Origin of the sequence: Lactiplantibacillus sp. B652, assembly GCF_023806745.1 — a bacterium.
Taxonomy (GTDB): Bacteria; Bacillota; Bacilli; order Lactobacillales; family Lactobacillaceae; genus Lactiplantibacillus; species Lactiplantibacillus pentosus.
This window is the reverse complement of sequence record NZ_JAMSKY010000002.1, coordinates 195,532-219,626: the sequence shown is the minus strand read 5'-3', so window position 1 is coordinate 219,626 and position 24,095 is coordinate 195,532. Positions and strand designations below refer to the sequence as shown.

Sequence of the window (24,095 nt, the reverse complement as noted above, 5' to 3'; positions counted from 1 at the left end):
GTTGCATTAGGAGGTTTTTAAATGAAATGGTCACTTTCACAGTTTAAAACGTACCGTGAAACGCCACTCCAGTTTGATGAAGCATTGGACTTAAAACACTCCTTGATGAGCCGTTATCCTGAAATTATCGATGTTAAATCCGTTCACGCAACGGGTTTGGCCAGTTATGACAAGGATAACGTGCTGATCACTGCGAAGATTGACGCGACGTTAACGTTGCCGTCAAGTCGGTCGCTAACGCCAGTGGATGTGCCATTGGCTTTTCAGATGACAGAATATTATGTTCCCCAGGGAACGGATCTCAGTCGCTTTGACGAGGAGACCGATACGGTAATTATTTTACCTGAAGATGATATTTTAGATTTTGATGTCGCTGTGGAGGATAATATTTTAATTCACATCCCCATGCAGATTCTTTCTGAAGCTGAGCAAGACGGGGCCCCAATGCCAACAGGTAAGGGCTGGGAAGTTCTCTCTGAGGACGACCAAGCGTTGCAGGCTGCAGAACTTAAAACTGTTGATCCGCGTTTAGCTAAGTTAAAAGACCTGTTCCCTGATCAGGAAGACAAGGATTAAGTTAGCTAAGCGTATCAAAAATCACATTATGTGAATTCATTTGAAGGAGGTGTAGGTTGATGGCTGTACCAGCAAGAAGAACATCTAAGATGCGTAAACGCAACCGTCGTGGTCATATTAAATTGGCTACACCAAATTTGGCACCATGCCCAAATTGTGGCGAATTACGTGTATCACACCGTGTTTGCCCAAGTTGTGGATACTACAACGGCAAGCAAGTCGTAAAAGTAAACAACTAATTGTTAGTTGGTGAACAGTGACATTGCGGCCATGGCGCATGGCACTTTTCGTTACCATAATACGATCTTAAAAAACTCGCTTAGGCGGGTTTTTTTAGTGTCTTCAATAAAGTGAATTTTGGGGGGCTTCGTCCAAAACAGGGCTCTTGGTCAGAGGTTGCTGAAAAACCTGTCGAACGATCAAATTACGTTGTCGACATTCCTCAAAATACAAAGTCAGCACTTAAAGTGGAGATTAATTCCCATTTTGAGGGCTGACTTTGCTTTGGAGTGGTGAACTAAAAATCAGTCATTTAGTTTTTCAGCAGCCACCTTCGTCAATTGGAGTTGGTTGATAGAATTAGGAGTAACTGGGTGTGACCATCTTTGGCGTTGACTGGGAACTTGCTCTAAGCAGTCTTGCTTAGCATTTCGTTAAGCAAAGTTGACGGAAAATCAAGGGCGGCCTTGTCCAGCTAGGTTGAGGAAACCCAGCAGATGTTCCTTGGCTTGAATTGGTCCAGTTCCTTCAGCCTAATTGCGACGCCACATGGTCAACCGGGCCGTTTTGCATATTGATTGCGAGACCTCATCAGGCTTCCGTATACTAAGGGAAACAAATGGGCACAGTCCCATGACGATTGTTACTGACGCAGCGACAAGGAGGTTATGGCGATGATGAGCAAAAGAAGTGGCGTCGGGCTGGTACTGCTAAGTGTGATCTTGTTAGCGGGGTGTGGGACCCGGCAGTCGGAAAAAGACGAGGCGACCAGCCAGTCGCGTAGTAGTCAAAGTAGTTCGACCAAAAGTGTGACGGATACGACGAAGGTGTCCTTAAACGCGGCCATCAAGGCATTTCAACAACAATATCCGGATGCTAGTTTGACGAGTATTGAGCTAGAAGATCAACTCGGCCGCCCCGTTTATACGCTGGAAGGTGTCGGTGGCACTCAGGAGCACGAATTACAGCTGAACGGGCGGACGGGAAAGGTCATCAGCAAACACTCCGAACGGCTGGACCAGGACGACCAAGCTGAGGTTGAGAACGACCGACTCAATTTGAAAAAGGTCATCAGTCCTAGTAAAGCGGTTGCGATTGCTGTCCATGATCGTAATGGCGGTTATGCCAGTGAGCTCAAACTGGATAAGGACAACGGCACGACTTATTGGGAAGTCCAGGTGCATCAAGGAAAACAACAAGTTGAGATTAAGATTGACGCCCAGGAAGGAAGTATTTTGAAAACTGAACATGACGATTAGGGTCACTTGGTTGTCAGTAAACAGTGGCGAAGAATCAACCAGTCATGAGTCACGCAATTGAAAAGGTTCTTACTGAAAGTATCCGCGCAAAAGGCCTGTGAGTGACCCCAATGCGCTCTCAGAAGCTCGATAATAAATATGCCCAAATACACGGCGCGTTGCCCCAGAGAGGGTGATGGGCCGTTTTAAGCGAGATAACGCGGACTGTTCGATTTGATGCCACGAATTTCAATGGTAACTAGTCTTGAACTTAGAAAATAGCATGATTCATGAAAATTAATTTCTTCCTGTAATGACTTATATGAAATTAATTTTGAAATTTGCGGTCATTTACTTTATAAAGAACGCTTTTTCTGGTACGATAGTTGCGTATTAAAAATTGGGAGGCAATAAACTAATGAGTAATGAAAAACCACAAATTGGTGTCATTGGGATGGCCGTCATGGGTAAAAACCTGGCGTTGAACATCGAAAGCCGCGGCTACAAAGTTGCGATTTTTAACCGGACGGGTTCTAAGACTGAAAAGGTCGTTAAGGACCACGCTGATAAGCAACTCGTTCCAAGTTACAAGATCGAAGACTTTGTCGCTTCACTTGAAACACCACGTCGAATCATCATGATGGTCAAGGCTGGTAAGCCAACTGATGCTGTGATTGATGAATTATTACCATTACTAGATAAGGGCGATGTCTTAATTGATGGTGGGAACACCAACTTTAACGACACGATGGCTCGTAACGCTCGTTTGGACAAATCAGGAATCAACTTCATTGGCATGGGTGTTTCCGGTGGTGAATTAGGCGCCTTACAAGGCCCATCATTGATGCCTGGTGGCCAAAAGGAAGCTTATGACTTAGTTGCCCCAATCTTGGAAAAGATCTCTGCTAAGGCCCCTCAAGACGGCGCACCTTGCGTCACTTACATTGGCCCGAATGGTGCTGGTCACTACGTCAAGATGGTCCACAACGGTATCGAATACGGGGACGAAGAATTAATCGACGAATCTTACAACATTATGCGTAACGTTGCTGGGTTATCGGTTGACGAAATGTCCGATATCTTTACTGATTGGAACAAGGGCGAATTAAGCAGCTACTTGATCGAAATCACCGCTGATATCTTGTCACGTAAAGATGATTTAGGCGAAGACAAGACCAAGCCAATCGTTGACATGATCTTAGACCGTGGGAACAACAAGGGAACTGGTAAGTGGAGTTCCGAAGATGCGTTGAACATCCAAGTCCCACAATCAGTCATTACTGAAGCCGTTTATGCACGTTACATCTCAATGATGAAGAACGAACGGGTTGCTGCTTCTAAGAAGTTAGCTGGCCCAACTGCTGACGTTAAATTACCAGCCAAGGAAGAATTGGTTGAAAAGATTCGTCAAGCGCTCTACTTCAGTAAAATCATGAGTTATGCGCAAGGCTTCGAACAATTACGGTTCGCTTCTGAACACTATAACTGGGATCTGAAGTTCGGTGAACTTGCTCAAATCTGGCGTGCCGGCTGCATTATCCGGGCCCAATTCTTACAAAACATCACCGATGCATTTGATAAGAAGCCAGATTTAAACAACTTGTTGATGGACGACTACTTTGCTGAAATCGCAGCTAAGTATCAACAATCAACTCGTGAAGTATTGAGTCTTGCCATCCAAGCTGGTGTACCAGTACCTTCATTCAGTGCGGCATTGTCATACTATGACTCATACCGTGCAGAAGTTTTACCTGCTAACTTGTTACAAGCACAACGGGATTACTTCGGTGCCCACACCTACGAACGGACTGACCGTGAAGGCTTGTTCCATTACAGTTGGTACGAAGAACAATAAAGTTTAGCTAATTGAAATGAACTGTGACCGACAATTTTGATTGTTGGTCGCAGTTTTTTATTTTGTCGTGAGATGAATTTTGGCAAAACGAGTGCAAGTTTGATTAAATGAGGGTTTTAGTGGCTAAGAACATATGTTTGCGTTAAAATAGAACTAAGTATTCTCGTGAAAGTAGGGATTGCCATGCGGCAAGAATCATTATTTAATCCCGACAAGGCCAGCGCGAGTCCATTGGCCTATCGGGTTCGGCCGGTGAACTTGGATGGCTTCAAAGGCCAAGACCATTTATTAGGCCCAGGTAAACTATTGCGGCAACTGATTGCTGAAGACCAGTTACCGTCGCTGATTTTCTGGGGACCACCCGGGGTCGGTAAGACGACATTGGCTGAAATCATTGCCCAGCAGACACAGTCGCATTTTATTACGTTTAGCGCGGTCACTAGTGGCATCAAGGCGATTCGTGAAATTATGGATGAGGCCGAAGCCAACCGCGATTTTGGTGAAAAGACGATCGTATTCATTGATGAAATTCATCGGTTCAATAAAGCCCAACAAGACGCCTTTTTGCCGTATGTTGAACGGGGAAGTATCACCCTAATTGGGGCGACAACTGAAAATCCATCGTTTGAGATCAACGCGGCGTTACTCTCACGGTGTAAAGTGTTAGTCTTAAAAGCATTGACGACGGACGCATTGGTCGCCGTTTTGCAAGGCGCGCTAGACAATCCCAATGGGTTCCCGGACTTAACCATCCATCTGCAACCTGATACGCTCCAATTAATTGCGGAATTTGCGAATGGGGATGCCCGGATGGCGCTAAATACACTAGAGATGGCGGTGCTAAACGGCGACCGTCATGGACAAGACGTGACGATCACTACGGCTGGATTATCGCAGCTGATCAATACCAAGTCATTGCGCTACGACAAGCATGGTGAGGAACACTATAATATCATTTCTGCCTTGCATAAATCGATGCGGAATAGTGACGTGGATGCTGCCATTTACTGGTTGATGCGGATGCTTGCGGGTGGTGAGGATCCGCTATACATTGCGCGCCGGCTGATTCGATTTGCCAGTGAAGATATTGGCCTGGCAGACCGCCAAGCCTTGCCGCTGACTGTCGCGGTCTTTCAAGCCTGCCAGATGATTGGGATGCCAGAGTGTGACGTCAACCTGACCGAAGCAGTCACTTATTTGGCGCTCGCGCCGAAATCCAATGCGCTGTATGCAGCGAAATCAGCCGCACAAGCTGACATCAAGGCGACGGGGAATTTGCCAGTGCCATTACAGATTCGTAATGCACCCACAAAATTAATGAAAGATTTAGGTTATGGTTCCGATTATCAATATGCACATGACACAGCCGATAAATTAACGACCATGACCACGATGCCAGCCGAGTTGAGTACGCATCATTATTACGAGCCAACCAGCCAAGGACAAGAGAAAGCCTGGCAACAACGGCTGGCTGCAATTCGTCAGTGGCACCAGCAACACCAGTCGAATGACCAGCCAGATGACGAGACATAAAAATTGCAATTTAATGAGAATTCGCTAAAATTAGATTTGAGTGAGGACTAGAGACTGGTTGGGGTGTAGGAAATTCAGCGTTTTCATGTTAAAATAACATGTTGTACTAGCTTAACGCAGGTTAGTGGTGATGAATCACTGATTCGTACGGTTTTTAGATAAAGTTGAATATTAGGAGTGACTAAAAGTAAATGAGTCGAATATTAATTATTGAGGATGAAAAAAACCTCGCACGCTTCGTTGAATTAGAATTAAAACACGAAGGCTATGATATTCAAGTTGAATATAACGGCCGTAAGGGGTTAGACGCAGCGTTAGCTGAAGATTTTGATGCCATCCTATTAGACCTAATGTTACCAGAACTTAATGGACTTGAAGTTTGTCGGCGGGTGCGTGAAGTCAAGAATACACCAATCATTATGATGACGGCTCGCGATTCTGTGATCGACCGGGTCTCTGGACTTGATCATGGTGCTGACGACTATATCGTTAAGCCATTTGCCATCGAAGAATTATTAGCACGGCTACGGGCCTTACTTCGGCGGATTGATTTGGAAAGCGAACAACAAAGTACCAAGCAAACGACGGTCACTTACAAGGACTTGACGATTGAAAAGGAAAACCTAGTCGTTAAGCGTGGTGACGAGGTCATCAATTTAACCAAACGTGAATATGAACTGTTACTGACTTTAATGGAAAATATTAACGTGGTCTTAGCACGAGATGTCTTGTTGAACAAGGTCTGGGGCTATGAATCTGAAGTTGAAACCAACGTCGTGGACGTTTATATTCGTTATCTACGTAACAAGATTGACCGACCAGGTGAAAAGAGTTACATCCAAACTGTTCGTGGGACTGGATACGTGATTCGTTCTTAATGGCTGAGACTGATACCAAACAAGTGACGCCTAAACCACGGCGCCGTTGGTCATTAAAATGGAAATGGGCGCTCGGGACCGCAATTGGGTCCGCGCTCATTTTTATTTGTTTTTCTTTATTGGTCTATAAGAGTTTCACGAACCTCTTATTGCGCCAAGAGCAACGGAACGTGGCTAGTGCTGTCACGACAGTCCAACAATCATTACGAACCGAAAGCTCCGGATTGACGATTAAATCCGTCGCGGCCAAATTGCAGCCGGAAGCCAGTGTTGAGCCGGCCAATAGTATGAGTGAACGTAAACACGGCGTCCTTCAAAGCAAGATTTTTACCGATTCTGACCTGACAGCCTTATCGCGGACGAATTTAGCCGTGACCGTTTATGACCCAAATGGCAACACGCTCTATTTGTCACGCAAGGATGCTCATGAATTTTCGAAAAACAGGTCACGCCAAGTTCGACTAGTCGGGCACGGGAGCAACGCTGAATTGGTCGGGCGGGCACCAATTTATGCCGCCAGCAATCATAAGTTGATTGGTTACACCCAGGTGACGGATAACTTATCCGAATACCATGCGACAACGCAAAACTTGATTTGGATCTTCATCGTGATGACGATGATTACGATTTTTGGCGCAACCTTGTTAGGGTACTTCTTGGCGGCCTTCCTGTTGCGACCGATGCGTAAAATCAAGCAGACCATTAATGCCGTCAATGACGACCCCCAGACCGATTCACGGGTGCCAGACCTCAAACGCAATGATGAATTGTCCGATTTGGCAGTCGTCTTTAATGACATGTTGGACCAAATGCAACGCTACATTACGCAGCAACAGCAGTTCGTCGAGGACGTTTCCCATGAGCTGCGGACGCCAGTTGCCATTATTCAGGGACACATGGAACTGCTGAATCGCTGGGGCAAGGATGATCCACAAGTCTTATCCGAATCATTAGCGGCCAGTTTATCCGAGACCAAACGGATGCAGAGTTTGGTTCAAGAAATGTTAGACTTGTCACGTGCTGAACAGTTGGAAATCAACTTCAGTCATGAGACTTCAGACGTCCAAAAATTGGTCACACAAGCGTTTAACGACTTCAAGATGATTCATCCAGACTTTAGTTTTACGTTTGATGATGATGTCAAAAAGCCGGTGTACGCGCAGATCTATCGGAATCATCTCGAACAAGTCTTGATTATCTTGCTCGACAACGCCGTCAAGTATTCGACGCGTCGTAAGGAAATTCACTTGTCGTTATCGACCGACTACCGGTATGTGGAAGTCGCCGTTCAAGATTTCGGTGAGGGGATTTCTAAGGATAATTTGGACCGCGTCTTCAACCGCTTCTATCGGGTCGATAAGGCGCGTAGTCGCGATAAGGGCGGAAATGGCCTGGGCTTGTCTATCGCCCAACGCTTAATCGAAGGCTACCATGGCCATATCAGTGTGGAGTCGGTGGTTGGCCAAGGGTCGATTTTCCGGTTCCAGTTACCGATTTTGCGCGATGCCAAATTGTTGGAAAAAGCTGAAGCTGAAACCAATGACGTGGAGAAAATTGCAAAGTCGGAACTTCCAGCCGGGATCAAACCCGCAACTCGTGATGAAGACGAACCACCGTTGGATGATCACGAACACGAAAAGTAATTGCAAATTTAATCAGCTCTAATCACACACTTGTGAGCGGCAAACCGCCGACTCACAGGTGTGTTTTTTTGCACGATTGGGTGTGACTAACATGATAATGAAGCGTAGCAGGGACTAGATATAACAAGTGATCTAATTAACTTATAAAAAATTTAATAAATAGATTTATCTTGTGCTAAAATAACATTAGCATAATTATTCATGCAATAAACAAAAAAGGGAGTGGTCAAGATGCATTGGGCAATCAAAGCTGGAATCGGGGTATTGGTTAGTGCCGGCAGTTTTACGGCCATCGTGAGTCAACCGACCCACGCCTCGGCGGCAACCTACCGTCGAACAGCAGCGACTAAGGTGGCTAGTAAACCGTATTATACAACGAGTAATACGGGCAAAACTTATACGTTTAGCGGGTCGCTGAAGAAGACGAAGATGCACGCTAATCATGCGCTCAAGTCTTATCATAATTCGACATGGACGCGCACCAAACAGGCGTATGTTTATAAGGGCAATCGTAAAGTTCGTTATTATTATGTCAAAAGCGCTAAGAATGGTGCGACTGGCTGGGTCGCCAGCAGTTACCTGAAAGCTGGAAAAGATTATCAGGCCAAGACTGCTAAAAAAACGACTGCGAGCGCATACGATAAAGTCGCTAGTCATACGGGTAAAATTTATCAAATCAGTGGGACTAATAATTATGTGAAACTTAAGGCGAAGACGTCATTGAACGCTAATCTGGTGTACACGCGGACGAAAACACGGGTGATTTACAAGCGCGGCCGAGCGTATACGTATAATTACGTGACTGCGGGGTCGACGCATGGCTGGGCCGTAAGTGGCGATATTGTCAGTGAAAGTAGCATTGGTAAGACTAAGGTGACATCCAAGGCCAATGGGCTGACCAGTTACGCCACGAGTGGCAACGTCCTCTCGCCGTATCGGCCCCAAGATTTTTCAACCGTCAACAGCAGCGGATACACGATGGGTAAAATCACTTACACCTATGATTCAGATTACAGTACGACGAATTCTTTTCAGACGGCTGTACATACGTTACCTTTGACCAAGTCGACAAACGATGCTTATAGCAAGTATCATTTTCAGACGGCAGTCTACCTGCCAATCGATTATCCGGGCTTTAGTCGTAAATCGATCCTCGGTAATCCACAAAGTGCCGCGTTTTCTAAGGACGATCACTACTTATATGTGATGTACAACGATAACCAGCAGGCGAGTGATGAAAATCAGACTGGTTGGGTGATTCGGTATGATTGGACCAAATTAAACCAGCTATTGAATGCTAGTGGGAGTAGTTTATCAATGATTCGGCGCGCAACGAATCGTTACTATCGAGGCACAACGACTGCCTTGGACCGGCAAGTCCTCGCTTGTATGAAAGTCGGTCCGCAGTTCAAAGCTGGCCACGTGCAGTCATTGGCGTTGAATCCGAAAACGAATCAATTGTGGTTTATCAAGGCTTATAAGAATAGTACGACCGCGACCGTTCAACGTTTGAGCATGTCTACCTTGAAGCCGAATGCGATTGTCAACTTTACCTTGAAGTCAACGGTCCACATGGGCAGCGTTCTCAGCTTTGATAACAGCGGGAATGCCTATTTCTGGACCCAGACCAAGTCCGCTTGGCCGACCGCACCGGTGAATTCAGTCAAGTTTTACAAGGGGACGCTTGGGGTCAACCGCGTCCACTTTAGCTTGGTCAAACAGGGCTTGAGTCAGGCCCCCGGGCAGGTCTTGCAATCAATGAGCTACAATTCGAATAACGGTCGCTTATACTTAGTTTCTGACGAGAGTATCTTTTCGGTACCAGCTAACAAACTGGGTAAGTTGAGCACCGCAGATGTCAGTCGCAGCAACTTCTCTGGCAAACGTGAATTTGAAGGCCTCGTTTGGCAACATACCAGTAACACCGGGTATTTGTTAACCAACAAGGGACCGGAATTGATGAAGGTCGTTGCTAACTAGAATGCAAAATAAATCACGTGAAGGTCGCAATCTTCAATCGTGTTAATTAGTCTTAAAAAACGACACCACTAATGAGCGCAAGTATCAAGCTTGTCTGCATTGGTAGTGTCGTTTTGTTGTGGAGGCGCTTATTTTGGCCTAGCACGTCGTAATTGGAACGTTTGATGTGACACGCGTCGACTGACGGCCGAATAACTAGTGCACATGTTGATTTTCGCTATGGCCAACTCATAACGGCAGTAACAACAAGCACAACGCCCGTCGATGGTTATGGCTAGCACGTGTAATCGTGCTGATTTGTGACATTTTACACTTGAAACGGTTTTCACAAGTCTACTTCTTTGATATAGTGGAAGAGGAGGCATTGTGAGTCAGGTTACGATAAAAGCTGATTGTGCGTCGTTCGGTATTTAGCGGATGTGAATCCGACTTATGATTCGGTCGCAATCAAATACGGACCTCATTGGGGACAATGGGTTGGTGAGCGGTTCTCAGCGGACGGTTCGATCTTTTGAACCGAAGTTGTCACAATTATTTTTATCGACCTTAACCATCCACAGTGCAACGCGCAAGCGTCTTTAATTTTATCAGGGGGGTCGAGATTGTTGACCAATGAAACGGCTTATCGGCCGATGACTTTCAAAATCTTTTTGGAGTTTATCCGGCTGAATGCCAAAGCGGCAAGCGTGGTGCCGTATTTTATCGGGGTGCTATTTTCAATTTATTATTTTCACGCGTTCAATTGGATTAATTCGTTAATTTATCTAATTGCACAAGTTGCGATTGCGTTGTTTGTAACGGGATTCAACAACGTGCAGGATTATTATTTAGCTAAGGATTTGCATTATCGCGATACTTATAACATCGTGGGGCGTGAACATTTGTCACCGCGTCGTTCTTTGCGGTTAATGCTGGTGATGCTAGCGACAGCTATTATTTTGGGCCTGGTGCTAGTCTTTTTGACAAACTGGTTATTGTTATTCATGGGTGCCGCGGCGATTGGCGTCGCAATTTTTTACACTTACGGACCAGTCCCATTTTCCCGCTTTCCACTCGGTGAACTACTGTCAGGCTGCGTTGAAGGCTTTGGCGTCTTCTTCTTGAGCGTCTATATGAACGTTGCGACACCCGTTTTAGCAGGGTTGACTTTTGATTGGCCACAGTTTGCGATTGTCGGTAACCTGCAAAATATCCTCGTCATGATTTTAGTGGGCTTACCTGGCATTTTCTTAGTTGCCAATATCATGCTCGCGGATAACATTTCCGATTTGAAGCAGGATATTCGCAACGAACGTTACACGGTCCCGTATTATATCGGGCATCGCTGGTCACTGAAGGTCTATGATACTTTGGCATTACTGGGCTACATCCCGGTACTGATTAGCGTCGCCTTACAAATTTTACCCATCACGCAATTATTAGTGTTGCTTGTGTTGCCTAAAATTTTGAAGAATATTCGGGCCTTCAATGCAGTTCAAGTCAAGGAAACCACGTTCAACACGGCGCCACAAAATTTGATGCTGTTTCAAGGTATGCAACTACTAGGCTTGATTTTAGGCATCTTATTTTAGCGTTTTAGATGAGTCACTGAGGCATCTTCAGACGTTCTACCATTCTTAATTGATAGAACTATCAAAAGCACCACTAACTTCAATTGCTCAAAACAATCGTCAAAAAGGACCTGTATCCGGTCACCACTTCAATAGGTGACTGGATACAGGTCCTTTGTTTATGGGGAGAATTGTGACTCAATAATAATTGCTCGACACTATTTACTGATCAGACGAACCGTACTGCGGCCATCGCCGAGCTTTTTGATCAGTACTTGTTGACCAATCGTACGCTTCATCGATTCAATGTGGCTGATAACGCCAACCATCCGATTTTCACCAATGGTTTCGAGCGCTTGCATGGCCTTTTCAAGGGTTTCATCATCTAACGAGCCGAAGCCTTCGTCGACAAAGAGAGCGTCGATTTGGACTCCGTTGGCCGAGGACTGAACGACTTCACTTAGCGACAATGCGATTGACAGCGCCGCAATGAAGGTTTCGCCGCCGGACAAAGTTTTGGAGGAGCGCGAGTTTCCCGTTTCGTTATCGTAGACGTTAATGTCTAAACCATGGTCGGTGCGCTTGTCACTGGCTTCATCCGCTAACTCGAACGTATAGCGGTTGTTCGACAGCAAGTTAATGAAGTGCTCATTGGCATAGTTGAGCACTCGCTGGAGGTAATGTTGAACGACATAGGTCTCCAGCTTGAGCTTGGATTCATTGCCGTCTTTACCGGTGATAATGTTATATAAGCCGGTGATTTCGGCGAATCGTTTGGCAAAATTACCTTGTTGCTGCATGATTTTCTGGACACGTTGCAAACAGGAATCGCCATCGGTGAACGCCTGTTTAGCGACCGTTTGTTGCTGAATGGCTTGGTCACGCAGTTGTCGCTGTGATTCCAGCTGGGCTTGAAGTGCCGGTAAATCGGGCTGTTCAACGTTAGCGAGTGCGGCTTGTAATTCTTTAATCTCGCGGGTCAAACGTGATTTAGTTTCGTCATATTTAGCAACCGTGACCTGCAATTTGCTGAGTTGTCCAGCTGACAATTCCGTTAACCAAGCGTTTAAAACGGCGGTGTCATGGGTGGGCGCGTCATCGGTGTTTAGCGCAGTCGTTAACGTCTGATTGAGTTCGACCGTTGCTTGTTGATTTGCGTCTAAGCGTTCTGCCAAATCAGTTTGTTGCATCCGATCTTTTGATAAGGCCACTTCACTGGCTTGAGCCGCGTCCTTGGCCGTATCAACTTCTTTTTGATAATCCGCAACAGCTTTTTCAAGTTGTTGCTTTTCATGACGTAGCGTTTGGCTGGTCTCATCAGCCTTAAGTTGCGTTTCTGTTCGGGCGTGCTGCAGGTCAGTCGTTTTGGCGTCGATTTGCGTCTGCTTTTGCGTGACCGCAAGTTTGGTGGCCGTGACTTGGTCTTGGAGCGCTTGCCGGTTTGTCTTAAGTTCATCAATCGCGATACTAAGTTCTTGAGCGGCCGTCAATTGTTGATTGATTTCGTGTAGCTGTGTGTCAAAATTGGCTGTAATTGTCTTTAAATTGTAGATGGTAATTGATTCTAGTCCAGCACTGACCACCAATTGTTGATAGCTGGTTTTGATCTCATTGGCAGCCACTTCAACTTGAGCCGCGGCTTCTTCAGCGCTTTTTTGCGCAGCTTCAACTTGTTGTTGTGCCGACTTGAACGCTTGTTGGGTACTGGCAACGGCGTTTTGGGCATCATCCACGGCAGTCATCGATTGTCGCAATTCAGTTTCGCTCGCGCTGATGGTTGCGACCATGTGCGAGTGGTCGGTTGAACCACAGACGGCACAGGGCTCACCGTCGACCAGTTCTTGTTGCAACTGGGCAATCATGAGTTCTTGGCGACGGCCCCGTTGTTGGGCAAACGAACGTTGAGCTGCTTCGAATTTTTGTTGTGCGTCGGTGAGTGCAGTTTTGTGCTTCGTCAGCAGAGCATTTGCGTCGGCGGCCGTTTTTTTGGCTTGATGCCACTGATGGTCAAGCGGCGTTAGCGTTTCAATAAACGTGGACCGTTGCTGGCTTAAATGATCCTTGGTTGCCCGCAATTTTTCGACTTCTGGCAACTCGGTTTGCTTTGCTTCAATTTGCTCATCTAAATCAGTAAGCTGCTGTTGTTGTTGCCGCTTTGTTTGCTGGAGTTTATTAAATTCCGGGGTCAACGTTGCTAGTTGGGTCGTCAAGCTTTCAATCCGGCTTGCTTGTGGAATCAACGTCGTCAGTTGGGTGATGCGTTGTTGCTGTTTCTGGTTGTCTTCACCTTGTGCCGCCAACTGTTTAAGGGCGGCCTGAGCAGCTTTAGCCTTAGCCTCAGTCTGTTTGACGTTAGTCGCGATCCGGACTTGGGTTTCTGACAACTGTTTGTGTTCTTGCTGGCGCCGAAGTAGGTCTTGAGCAGTCGACTGCAAGCCCTCGGACCAAGTCAGGGCTTGAATGTGCTGCCGCATCGCCGTCATTTCGGTTGCTGGTTGTTGGACCTGAGTCTGGTACTCTGTTTGGGCATCCGCTAACCGTTTGAATTGCTGCTGACGGTCACGGCCGGCCTGGTTGACAGCTTCTGCCTGCTTAACGGTCGCATCAAGTGCTTCAGTGGCCTGTTGCGCTTGTTCAAGGCGCGTTTGACGAGTGGCAACGAACTGGGTCAACAGGGACACTTTTTGATCATCCGGCGTGGCCTTGAGTTGCGCTTGTTCATCGTCAGTCCAAGTGGTCGATGATAGAGCGACCCGTAAATCCGTGATAAACTGTTCGCCAGTTTTGCGAGCGGCGAGGTATTCGGTTTTAAGGGCCGCACTAAAGTCACTGTAAAGCTGGGTTCCAAAAATCTTCTTCAGAATTTTTTCCTTATCGTCGGTCTTAGATTTCAAGAATTCTGAAAAATCGTTTTGTGGTAATAGAATGATTTTTTTGAATTGGTCGGCAGTCAAGTTTAGAATTTGACCGATTTCCGGACCAACGTCGGCTGGTTTCGTCGCAATTGAATTGATTTCTACGCCACCAACGTGGTCGACTACTGCTAGTTTGGCAGTCGCAGCCCGCTGAGTCATTCCGGAGCCACGTTTTTTAGCTAGCGACTGCTCCGGTGTCCGGCTGATTTTGTAAAGCTGATTACCTTGTTCAAAGTAGAAGATGACTTGAGTCGGCTGGTCAGCCGGAGCAAACTGACTGCGCATGTCCTTAGCGGCGCGGCCGTCAGTACCATCGTTAGTTGTCGTCCCGAACAGCGCGAAGGTCATGGCGTCAAAAATCGTTGATTTACCAGCGCCAGTATCGCCGCTGATCAAAAAAATCGGGGTGCTTTCAAGTTTACTAAAATCGATAATGGAGTGTTCGTGGGGACCAAAATAGGTCATGTCTAAGTAGACGGGTTTCACGGCTAATCCTCTTTTCTTAAATTGACAAAAATTTGATCGACAAGCTGCTGTTGCGTTTTCGAAAGTGGCTGACCAGTAATATCATTGAAAAACTGACCGACAATCGCATCCGGCGATAACGTGTCGAGCGCTTGTGCATGGTTCATCATTGCGGCTTGATGGTGTGTTTCGTAATCAAGTTCGACGATCGTCCCATAAATTTGTTCTAGCTGAGCCCGGACGTTGAGATGTTTGCTACGATCGAAGTCCTGGACCGTAATCGCGAACCACGCCTGTTTTAAAGGCTGCTGTTGATAGAATTCCGGGTCGAGTAGGGTGTCCCACGGTGCTTTTAGACTCACCAAATCAGTCTTAGGCTGAATGGGCTTAAACTCGTGGGTGATATCGTCTGGGGTGATGGTGATAATTTCGACACCTTTTCCATGAAATTTAGGATTAGCTTCCTTGACGTTAAACTTCACGGGACTCCCTGAGTAACGAATGCGGTCGGGGTCTGGTGAGGCCAGCCGAGTGTGAATGTGCCCGAGCATGACATAGTCAAAATCACTGAATAAATCGGTCGTTAAAGTTGCCAAACCACCGACCTTGGACGTCGTTTCACTGGTCAGTTCCAAGTCGTCGTCGGCTTTGGGTGTGACCGTGAAATGTGTGATCAGCAGGTGTCGTTTCGTTGGGTCAAATTGGGCGGTCAAGTCTGCGAGTACCAATTGCATGGCGTCATTGATCGTATGAATCGCTTTGACTTGTTTTTCGGGTAAGCCTTGTTGTTGATAGTAGACCCGCGCATCGATTGGGTCGAAAAATGGCAACATGAAAATCTGGGCCTCAGGGGTTTCAATCGGTGTAAAGGCCTCAGCGAGTAACGTGTTGAGATGGAAGTTGGTGTACGCCAGCCATTCACGACCGTAATTGAGACGTTTAGCGCCGTCGTGATTCCCAGCAATCGCGTAAATCGGTAGGTGATGTTCGATATTGATCGCTTGCAACATGTGGTCAAGCGACGTGACCGCATCGGTGCTCGGAACCGCCCGGTCATAAATATCGCCGGCGATGACGATTCCGTCCACCTTTTCAGCGAGTGCAATCGCCAAGATTTGTTTGAATGCGGCCTCCTGTTCGTCCAGCAACGAGTAGCCGTTAAGTGTGCGACCGATATGCCAATCAGCCGTATGTAGTAACTTCATGTGAGGTCCTCCCTTAAATGATTGAATCATTGAGTTCTATTATCGCATATTTTGGTAAAAATACGTGGCAGGGGGACGCGGTAGAACGGTCAAAACTGATTAACGTAAAAGTGGCCGCATCATGTGTAGTCGTTAAATCATATCTATGACAAATTCACTTCCATTTTACATTTTAGATGATTTGAGGTTGCATTCTTCGATGTTTAACATTAATATTAAATTATAAAATTAAGCGATGATGAGAAGAGTAGCCAGGAATATAATTCAAAGCGACCATGGATAGTGAAAGCATGGAATTCGATGACTGGTGAAGATGAACTCGGAGCATCGTTTTGGTGAAAGCTGAAACTACGGCTGGTCTCGTTAACGACCATGTTGTAAGTGGGGCTATGTGCTAGTAGCTCAACAAAAGGTGGTACCGCGGGAAATCTCGTCCTTATGTTAAGGACGGGATTATTTTTTTGTCGGGAGGCGGAAATGTGAAAAAAAGGGTATTGAAACTTAGTCTAATTGTTGGTGGGGCACTGCTAATGTTATCAGGATGTGGACACTCAAGTGGGGCTTCTGATCAAAATAAACGAACTTTGAATCTGATGCAGACAGCAACGCTCACGACACTGGACAGTACGAATCAAGCGACGCTACCTGAATTTAATACTTTGGTCAACACGACTGAAGGCCTTTATCGTTTGAACAGCAAGGATCAACCAGCTCCTGCGATGGCGACTAAGATTGTTAAACCGACCAAAAACGGCACGCAATATGTCTTTCATATTCGAAAAAATGCCAAGTGGAGTAACGGGGATCCCGTTTTAGCAAGTGACTTTGAGTATGCTTGGAAGCGTGCGATGAATCCAGCTAACAAGCCAGTTTATACTTACATTTTTAGTGGTATCAAGAACGCGGATGCCATCAATAACGGAAAGAAGTCATACAAGAGCTTGGGAATTAAGGCGATTGGAAAACGAACCTTACGAATTCAGTTAGATCACCCGATGACTTATTTTAACAAGCTTGTGACCGTACCGGTGTTCTTACCACAGGATGAAAAGTTTGTGACTAAAGTCGGAACAGACAAGTATGGTACTAACTCGGCAACGACGGTTTCGAACGGTGCCTTTAAAGTGACCGGTTGGACTGGCTCTAACGATTCTTATGTCTTAAAACGAAACCAGTATTATTGGGACAAGCAGGCAATCAAATTAAAACAGATTCGTTATCAAACCGTTAAGGATGCGAATACGGCACATAATTTGTTTGCTGATGGGAAGTTGGATGACGCGACTATCTCCGGTGTAACAGCAAAAAGTTTGCAGCATAATGCCAATGTCAAACATGTCGACCGCGCGTGGACTTATTATTTACAAGTGAATCAACGTTCAGGTCAGCCGCTTCAGAATAAGAAATTAAGGCAAGCACTCTCACTTGTTATCAATCGAAAACAACTAACCAAGACTGTTTTAGCGGACGGCTCAAAGCCAGCGTCGAGTTTTGTTAGCCCTGGAACTGCCGTTGACCCCACCACGAATCGTGATTTTAGTGCTGAGACTAGTTTCTCTACCAAGGTAGATATTGCCAAGGCCAGACAGTTATGGACTGCTGGCTTAAAAGAAGCCAACATCAAGGGAACGGTACACTTGACCTTGATTGGTGATGATCAGGATGTCACCAAAAACGTCGCGCAATTTGTTCAACAACAAGTGCAACAACATCTGAGTCATGTCCAAGTCAGCATTAAAAACGTTCCTGATAAAGGGTTGCAAAGTCTGAAAAGTAGTGGGAAGTTTGCGCTTAGTCAATGGTACTGGCTTGCAGATTTTGCCGATCCGATTAATTACTTGGGTGTGCTTCAGTCTACCAATAGTATGAACAGTGGTCAATTTAATGATAAAACTTATGACCGTCTGCTCACTCAGGCCAATCAAACGAGCAGTCAAACACAGTATTGGCAGTATTTAAGAAAGGCTGCCCAACGGTTACACAGTCAAGCAGGCTTAATTCCGTTATACTATGTTCGTGAAACACATCTGGTCAACCACAAATTGAAGGGTGTTGCTTATCATGTGGCTGGCGAAACCGACTATACTAGGGCATATTTTAAATGAAAAGGGAGTTCATAACTAATGAGAAAAGCTGAAACACAAACTAAAGATGAATTTTTGGAAAAACTTAGCGTCGGTCGTTTTATTATTTACTTCGGCGCTGACTGGTGCCGAGAATGCCAGTATATCCGTCCAAAGCTCCCGGCAATTGAAAATAACTTCTCACAGTATCGTTTCATCAAGGTAGACCGCGACGATAACACCCAGCTTTGTTTGGATTTGAACATTCGTGGCTTGCCAAGCTTTCTGGCGTTTAATGATGGTCAAGAAATCGGTCGATTTGTAAATGGTGATTTGAAGACACAACCAGAGATAGAAAGTTGGATCCGGCACTTAAAGTAACAACGTGATAAGGTCTCACCACAATTTAGCATTACACAGAAGCTTGTAAGAAGTTAGCTGGGATTGAGTAATATACGCGTTGTGCTAATTATGATTTAGCATTAAAAATGATTAAATCGTACCAGTTGGTGGATTCCTGTACGTCAGCCGATGCGCGCCTTAGTCCGACCTCCGGGGCCGGCTGACAACGCTGGAACAGGGCGGACATCGATTTGAACTCACGCAGAAACCCACTGCGCAATTTCAAATACGAGTCTTCTTCTAGTCCGGGAACCCCACCCGGACAAGAAGAATTTCGCCCTTGAGCATTGTCCGCCAGCCCCTACAGTCGGGAACCCGCTCGAATGGCAGATGAACGGCCACCTATCTGGGTGTAATTGACCACTGTATATTAGGTGACCGGTCCTTCAGATAAACTCATAATCAGCAACGACGCTGATTTGTGGCACACGTAAATCCTGTGAAAACGGTCTAAAAATCATTGATAAGTATTACTGGTAACTAGCTTTAAAATTCACCGATAGTATTGCCTTGCATCTAGGATTCAAGGTTTGTAATCTCGGTCGACTAGAAAAGACAATAATGCTCAGTGATGCTATTGGTTTATAACGTTCAAATACAAGTTAGGATAACTTAGTGAAAATCAGTAGCTCACCCTACAGTTTGAATGCTAAAATAACCGTATGTTAAGAATCAATGACCAATCCATCAAAAAGTTGAGTGCGCACATGTCCGCCTTTCGAATACCATCCCAGGCAGGAAGGTATTCTGGGCAAGGCCCAGTGGTGAAATTTCACTTAGCAAGCGTTTTGTGCTTGGTTAGTGAAAGACCAGTATTTAAGACGTGGTTTTCGGCTTAAATCTGTGTCCACCACGTTCCGGCCATTGCCCAGAATGCCTGGAAGCCGGCGTAGGAAGCATCTACCACAGCAAGTTTACGAGAACTCGCACTGTTTCCAGCGGGTCTAAGCTGGCAGCGCTTGAATTTGGAAAATAGAACGATTTAATCATGATTCATGACAAATTAAATAGCACAACGCGTCGTAACATATATTTTTTCTAAATCAACTAGTGCCGCATGTGAATTGCATGTAGTACTAGTTTTGTATTGTCACGCGATCTCACTTAGTAAGGATAATAACCAGACTAAGACAACATATACGCCTTACCAGCCAAACGCACTATAATCACCTTAGCTCAGTCAACCGGTGCCAAACAGCAGCTACCAGTGGGCTAAGTCAATTTTCAGCGTTGTCATTAAAACAATAATTTGAGGATGAAACGATACGAGTTACGACGGGCACGCGGCCCGGTGGAATGGGGGAATCACGAATGTTACCGAAAACTTGGTATACGCATTCAGCGCTAAAATGGTTGGTGCTGGTTAATTTTATTAATTTGCTGGTTTTATTCGCACGATATGTCGCTAGTTCACGCCCAGTTTGGACCATGAATAACATGACACTACTTAGCTTAACGGGGCTATTTCTAATCAGCTGTTTGCTTATTGTGAGCGGTTGGCGATTAAGCGTCAATCCAGCATTAGTGCAGTCTGGTCTGGACTTGAACTTAGTGGTGTTCTGCTATTTATTGTTGGTGGATTTCAATTTGATCGTCACGCCCGGTATTCTGACGATCGCGTTAATCGTCTCAATCGTCGGGGTACCAGAAGCCTATGTGCCGCGTAATAATTTGATTGGGGTCCGTATTCCTTTGACTTTCGCGTCGGATGAAAATTGGCGGAAGACGAATGTGTTTGGGGCACGTCTGCTGACAGCGATGAGCTATTTGACGTTGCTATTCTTCGGTCGAGCCAACCAAGCATTGTTCTTCACCGTATTTTTGTCTCTGCTGATATTGTCAACATTGGTTGTTTTTGGCTACTCTTATCGTTTAAGCCGGAAATTGTTGTAAAGGTGTGTGGAAGTAGTCAGGTCAGCGCAATGTCACGCAGAATTTCACGGTGCCGTACAAATTGGACCGATTGTTTGTACACTTATTTTCAGCTCAAGGGTAGGGCTGATCCGAATTACGACAAATAAAAAATCCGAGCCACAGAAATCATGTTGATTTCATGGCTCGGATTATTTTTTAAAACCAGTTTACAAGCTGATGTTAGTGACGATGCCGTTGTTGCTTACCAGCATTCCGTCCGCGACCACCGTTGTTGTTACGTGGTCGGTTAGTTGGATGGGATTCCGTGGCCTTGACCGGCTTTGGTTGTGCTGCAGCTGGAGTCGGCGTCTTGATTGGATGTTTCTTGAGTTCAGCTTCCACTTCCCGGCGAATACGTGGTCGGAAGAAGTTGATAATCAAGGTTTGCAAGCAGGCAAACAACCCACCAACGAAGAAGTACAAGCCCAATCCAGCGGGTGCTGACATGGAGACGAACAAAATCATGACCGGACTCATGATCAGCATCAAGCGCATCGTTTTCTTTTGTTCTTCTGGCAAGCCAATCATGGATAAGTAACCTTGTGCCAGGTAAGATAAGAAGGCTAAGATCGCTAGGATCAAACTAGATTTCCCTAGTGAGATACCCATGAAGGTGGCTTTAGATAATTCAGGTGAGTAACGGATGGCATAATACAGTGCCGAGAAGATTGGTAATTGAATCAGCAGGGGCAGGCAGCCAATCCCACCCGTCATGCTAATGCCATTGTCACGATAGAGTTGCATCAATTCGTTACTGATGGCTGCTTTTTCTTCTTGTGTCTTCGCTGCTTTTTGCCGTTCCTGAATCTTAGTCATCTGTGGTCGAACGGCCGACATTTTTTCTTGTTGGTACGTCGACTTACGTTGTTGGTTGATCATCATTGGCAGTAGGACTAACCGCACGATGACAGTCAAACCGATGATGGCCCAGCCATAGTTGTTACCAAATAATTGTGAGAGCCATTCCATCACCGTTTGACCAGGTCTGGCTAAATAGTCGTAGACAAACCCGTATGGTTTACCAGATTTGGTCGTTTGCACACAGCCACTCAAGAACAGTGCGAGCGTTCCCAAGGTGACCGTGAGCGTAAGGCCTTTTTTTGATTTCACTAGTTATTAATCCCCTTTGCAAAATTCATATAATGATGATGATACTAAAGATGTCGGGGGAATTCAATTGGTTATCCGAAAATCGTGGTAGTTTTGTGGCTCGACTTCATGGACTTCGAGGTGCTTAACTTTGCCAAAATCAGTGGGCGACTGGCGGACAACGTCAATAAAGACTTGCACGCGCTGGTCTTCACCTTCTGCTTCAATGAACACGGAGCCGTCCATCAGATTGCGAACAATACCATTGACGCCGCATTTATCCGCTGCGACCTTGGTTGCCCACCGAAAGCCGACGCCCTGAACGCGACCGGTTGCTTTTAACGTGACTGCACGCATAAAATCACTTCCTCTTATTTTCTGCGTTGTGAGTGGCTGGATGTGCGCTGAGACGAGCAAACGACCACTGAGTATGCGACCGCTTGAATCAAGCTGGAATCCCGACAGACGGTAGCTTCATCCGAAGCCGTTTGCATCCAAATGGACCAGGATGCAAACGGCTTCGTTGAATGCTGGCTTCTAAAACTGAGACGACTGACGGCAATTTAAACCTTAGTCATACCAGATTTTGAGCCGGCACCTGATTCAGCCGGCAACGCAATCGAAACCGCTCACACCTTATCATAGCATGGAACTAGTCATTCAGCGATATGCTATACTTGGAATCAATAACCTGCAGACAGGATGGGGAAGTTCAAAATGGAAAAAATAAATTCGTTACAAAACGCGCACGTCAAGGCGTGGAAAAAGTTACAGACGAAGAAGGGCCGCAAACAACAGGGCCAATATTTGTTGGACGGCTGGCACTTAGTCAATGAAGCAGTCAAAGCACACGTGGCCATTCAAACATTGCTGATTACGAGCAAACAGTTGGCGACTGAGCCGGATTTGACCCACTTTCCGGCGGTAATCGAAATTTCAGAGGAAGTCGCCAAGCATATTAGCGCGACCGTTACCCCCCAAGGCGTCTTTGCCGTAGCGACTTTACCAGCAGTCGTTGAAGATTTGGCCCAACTTGATTTGACACGCCCGTGGTTATTGTTGGACAACGTGCAAGATCCTGGTAATATTGGAACAATGGTCCGGACAGCGGATGCAGCGGGTTTTGCTGGTGTCGCTTTTGGGACTGGGACGGTTGACATTCATCAACCGAAAGTCGAACGATCGATGCAGGGCAGCCAATTTCACTTGCAACTAATTAGCACGGATTTAACGGCGTTAGTCGCACAATTGCAGGCACAGGGCGCACCGGTCTACGGTTCGGAACTGAACCCACAAGCGGCGCAATACTTAGATGTCGATGCGCCAGCCGCCTTTGGCTTGATTATGGGCAACGAAGGTAATGGGATGAGTCCAGAATTGTTGGCACAAACAGACCAAAATTTATATATTCCAATCAAAGGACAAGCTGAGTCACTGAACGTTGCAGTAGCGGCGGGAATCTTGATGTTTGGTTTGTATCGCTGACTTACATTTAGTAAGAAAATGCTAAAATCCAGGTAAAATACTTTCAAATTCACTTACTTTTTAGTAGAATATCCGTAGATATTAGCAAAGGGAGCTTTTGATGAAAACTAATAATGCGTGGCAACAAGATTCCGAATACGTGGCAATTGTCGAAGATTTATTAGCACAGCCAGCTGTTCAGCGGTTAGCTGAATTCACACAACACCACCATTCGAATCGATTGGATCATTCGATTGCAGTTTCATATGATAGTTATGTTTTAGCGAAGAAATGGCATCTTAATACGACGGCAGTGGCGCGTGGTGGATTATTGCATGATTTGTTTTATTATGACTGGCGTGAAACCAAGTTTGATCTCGGATCACACGCATTCATCCATCCACGGGTTGCGTTACGTAACGCCGAAAAGTTGACGAAATTGACGCCAATGGAAAAGGATATCATTTTGAAGCATATGTTCGGCGCAACGTTAGCGATGCCGAAATATCGGGAAAGTTTGCTCGTCTCTTTGGTTGATGATTATGAAGCAGAACATGAATTTTTTGGACCATTACGTATGAAGGTGGCCAAACAACTAGATCGGTTCCGAGGCAAGGTCTCCGCCGGTTAATTCAATAATTGGGGGTCATTGCATGTCAGAAATGCTAGCTGACACGGTAACAGAATCCAACGTGGATTTTGAGCTGTGTCCAAAATTTGAAAAGACGTTTTCAATTCTAGGTAAGAAGTGGAATGGACTGATTATCGACGTTTTACTTGAGGATGGGCCGCAACGGTTTAAGAACCTGGCACGGCGGATTCCTAAGTGTAGCGATCGGGTCTTGGTCGTTCGCTTAAAGGAATTGGAAGAAAACGGCATTGTTAGTCGGGTCACGCATTGTGATTCGGCACTGATCGAGTACCGTTTGACCACTAAGGGTCAGGATTTACGGCAAGTGATGGATACGGTTCATGACTGGTCGGATAAGTGGTTTAGTCCAGCTGAATCCTAATCACGGGGTTGACGTGCTGGTAACTTTGCCATAAACTGACAATGTAGATAAAAGCCTTGACGAGAAATAGTAGTTGATTATGGCGTCACAGGG

At 45.9% G+C, this 24,095-nt stretch carries 19 protein-coding genes and 2 other annotated features (1 of these 21 running past the window's edge); of the genes, 15 read left to right on the top strand and 4 right to left on the bottom strand.

The features are described 5' to 3' along the window. Window positions 1-21 precede the first annotated feature (21 nt). From MZO40_RS03765 to MZO40_RS03725, 9 genes are all read left to right on the top strand, one after another. Window positions 22-576 carry a DUF177 domain-containing protein gene (locus MZO40_RS03765; RefSeq protein ID WP_252133108.1) on the top strand — a complete coding sequence of 185 codons (555 nt, stop codon included), beginning with the start codon at window positions 22-24 and terminating at the stop codon, window positions 574-576. A 59-nt stretch (window positions 577-635) separates the two neighbouring features. Then, window positions 636-815 carry a 50S ribosomal protein L32 gene (gene rpmF, locus MZO40_RS03760; RefSeq protein WP_003638547.1) on the top strand — a complete coding sequence of 60 codons (180 nt, stop codon included), beginning with the start codon at window positions 636-638 and terminating at the stop codon, window positions 813-815. A gap of 654 nt (window positions 816-1,469) precedes the next feature. Beyond that, on the top strand, window positions 1,470-2,054 hold the full coding sequence (locus MZO40_RS03755) for a PepSY domain-containing protein (RefSeq protein WP_105921374.1): 585 nt from the start codon (window positions 1,470-1,472) through the stop codon (window positions 2,052-2,054). Window positions 2,055-2,451: 397 nt separating this feature from the next. Next, window positions 2,452-3,888, top strand: a complete 1,437-nt coding sequence (gndA, locus tag MZO40_RS03750) for an NADP-dependent phosphogluconate dehydrogenase (RefSeq protein ID WP_088769627.1) — start codon at window positions 2,452-2,454, stop codon at window positions 3,886-3,888. A 183-nt stretch (window positions 3,889-4,071) separates the two neighbouring features. Next, entirely contained in the window at window positions 4,072-5,421 is a 1,350-nt protein-coding gene (locus MZO40_RS03745) for a replication-associated recombination protein A (RefSeq protein ID WP_105961847.1), read from the top strand. Between the two features lie 191 nt (window positions 5,422-5,612). Further along, window positions 5,613-6,299 carry a response regulator transcription factor gene (locus MZO40_RS03740; RefSeq protein WP_003638551.1) on the top strand — a complete coding sequence of 229 codons (687 nt, stop codon included), beginning with the start codon at window positions 5,613-5,615 and terminating at the stop codon, window positions 6,297-6,299. Beyond that, window positions 6,299-7,942, top strand: a complete 1,644-nt coding sequence (locus MZO40_RS03735; RefSeq protein WP_105923714.1) for a HAMP domain-containing histidine kinase — start codon at window positions 6,299-6,301, stop codon at window positions 7,940-7,942. Before MZO40_RS03740 ends, MZO40_RS03735 begins: the two co-directional genes overlap by 1 nt. Window positions 7,943-8,173: 231 nt before the next feature. Beyond that, a complete protein-coding gene (locus MZO40_RS03730; RefSeq protein ID WP_252133107.1) occupies window positions 8,174-9,922 on the top strand; it encodes a hypothetical protein in 1,749 nt (582 codons plus the stop codon). A gap of 602 nt (window positions 9,923-10,524) precedes the next feature. Beyond that, a complete protein-coding gene (locus tag MZO40_RS03725) occupies window positions 10,525-11,493 on the top strand; it encodes a UbiA family prenyltransferase (RefSeq protein ID WP_082230251.1) in 969 nt (322 codons plus the stop codon). A gap of 197 nt (window positions 11,494-11,690) precedes the next feature. On the opposite strand, the gene MZO40_RS03720 is transcribed toward MZO40_RS03725, so the two are convergent. Both MZO40_RS03720 and MZO40_RS03715 read right to left on the bottom strand, forming a co-directional pair. Then, window positions 11,691-14,873 carry an SMC family ATPase gene (locus tag MZO40_RS03720; protein ID WP_252133106.1) on the bottom strand — a complete coding sequence of 1,061 codons (3,183 nt, stop codon included), beginning with the start codon at window positions 14,871-14,873 and terminating at the stop codon, window positions 11,691-11,693. Between the two features lie 2 nt (window positions 14,874-14,875). Continuing rightward, window positions 14,876-16,057, bottom strand: coding sequence for an exonuclease SbcCD subunit D (locus MZO40_RS03715; protein ID WP_105961843.1), 1,182 nt, complete (start codon window positions 16,055-16,057; stop codon window positions 14,876-14,878). Between the two features lie 226 nt (window positions 16,058-16,283). Further along, window positions 16,284-16,498: a binding site (T-box leader), on the top strand. 38 nt (window positions 16,499-16,536) lie between these two features. On the opposite strand from MZO40_RS03715, the gene MZO40_RS03710 reads away from it, so the two are divergent. The 3 genes from MZO40_RS03710 (at window position 16,537) to MZO40_RS03700 (ending at window position 20,415) form a co-directional block, all read left to right on the top strand. After that, window positions 16,537-18,162, top strand: a complete 1,626-nt coding sequence (locus MZO40_RS03710; RefSeq protein ID WP_225424093.1) for a peptide ABC transporter substrate-binding protein — start codon at window positions 16,537-16,539, stop codon at window positions 18,160-18,162. An 18-nt stretch (window positions 18,163-18,180) separates the two neighbouring features. After that, on the top strand, window positions 18,181-18,501 hold the full coding sequence (locus MZO40_RS03705; protein WP_105961841.1) for a thioredoxin family protein: 321 nt from the start codon (window positions 18,181-18,183) through the stop codon (window positions 18,499-18,501). Between the two features lie 1,332 nt (window positions 18,502-19,833). Further along, window positions 19,834-20,415: an SdpI family protein gene (locus tag MZO40_RS03700; protein ID WP_050338805.1), complete on the top strand. Its 582-nt coding sequence runs from the start codon at window positions 19,834-19,836 to the stop codon at window positions 20,413-20,415. A gap of 201 nt (window positions 20,416-20,616) precedes the next feature. Here MZO40_RS03700 and yidC read toward each other — a convergent pair whose 3' ends face one another. Beyond that, a complete protein-coding gene (yidC, locus tag MZO40_RS03695) occupies window positions 20,617-21,546 on the bottom strand; it encodes a membrane protein insertase YidC (protein WP_088769621.1) in 930 nt (309 codons plus the stop codon). 63 nt (window positions 21,547-21,609) lie between these two features. After that, entirely contained in the window at window positions 21,610-21,882 is a 273-nt protein-coding gene (locus MZO40_RS03690) for an acylphosphatase (RefSeq protein ID WP_003638559.1), read from the bottom strand. Between the two features lie 360 nt (window positions 21,883-22,242). On the opposite strand from MZO40_RS03690, the gene MZO40_RS03685 reads away from it, so the two are divergent. The 3 genes from MZO40_RS03685 (at window position 22,243) to MZO40_RS03675 (ending at window position 24,002) form a co-directional block, all read left to right on the top strand. Continuing rightward, complete coding sequence (locus tag MZO40_RS03685; protein ID WP_050338803.1) at window positions 22,243-23,010, top strand: RNA methyltransferase; 768 nt, start codon at window positions 22,243-22,245, stop codon at window positions 23,008-23,010. Window positions 23,011-23,110: 100 nt separating this feature from the next. Continuing rightward, window positions 23,111-23,620, top strand: a complete 510-nt coding sequence (locus MZO40_RS03680; RefSeq protein WP_003638561.1) for an HD domain-containing protein — start codon at window positions 23,111-23,113, stop codon at window positions 23,618-23,620. Window positions 23,621-23,642: 22 nt separating this feature from the next. Continuing rightward, window positions 23,643-24,002, top strand: a complete 360-nt coding sequence (locus tag MZO40_RS03675; RefSeq protein ID WP_021336421.1) for a helix-turn-helix domain-containing protein — start codon at window positions 23,643-23,645, stop codon at window positions 24,000-24,002. A 47-nt stretch (window positions 24,003-24,049) separates the two neighbouring features. After that, window positions 24,050-24,095, top strand: a binding site (T-box leader) (it continues 181 nt past the right edge of the window).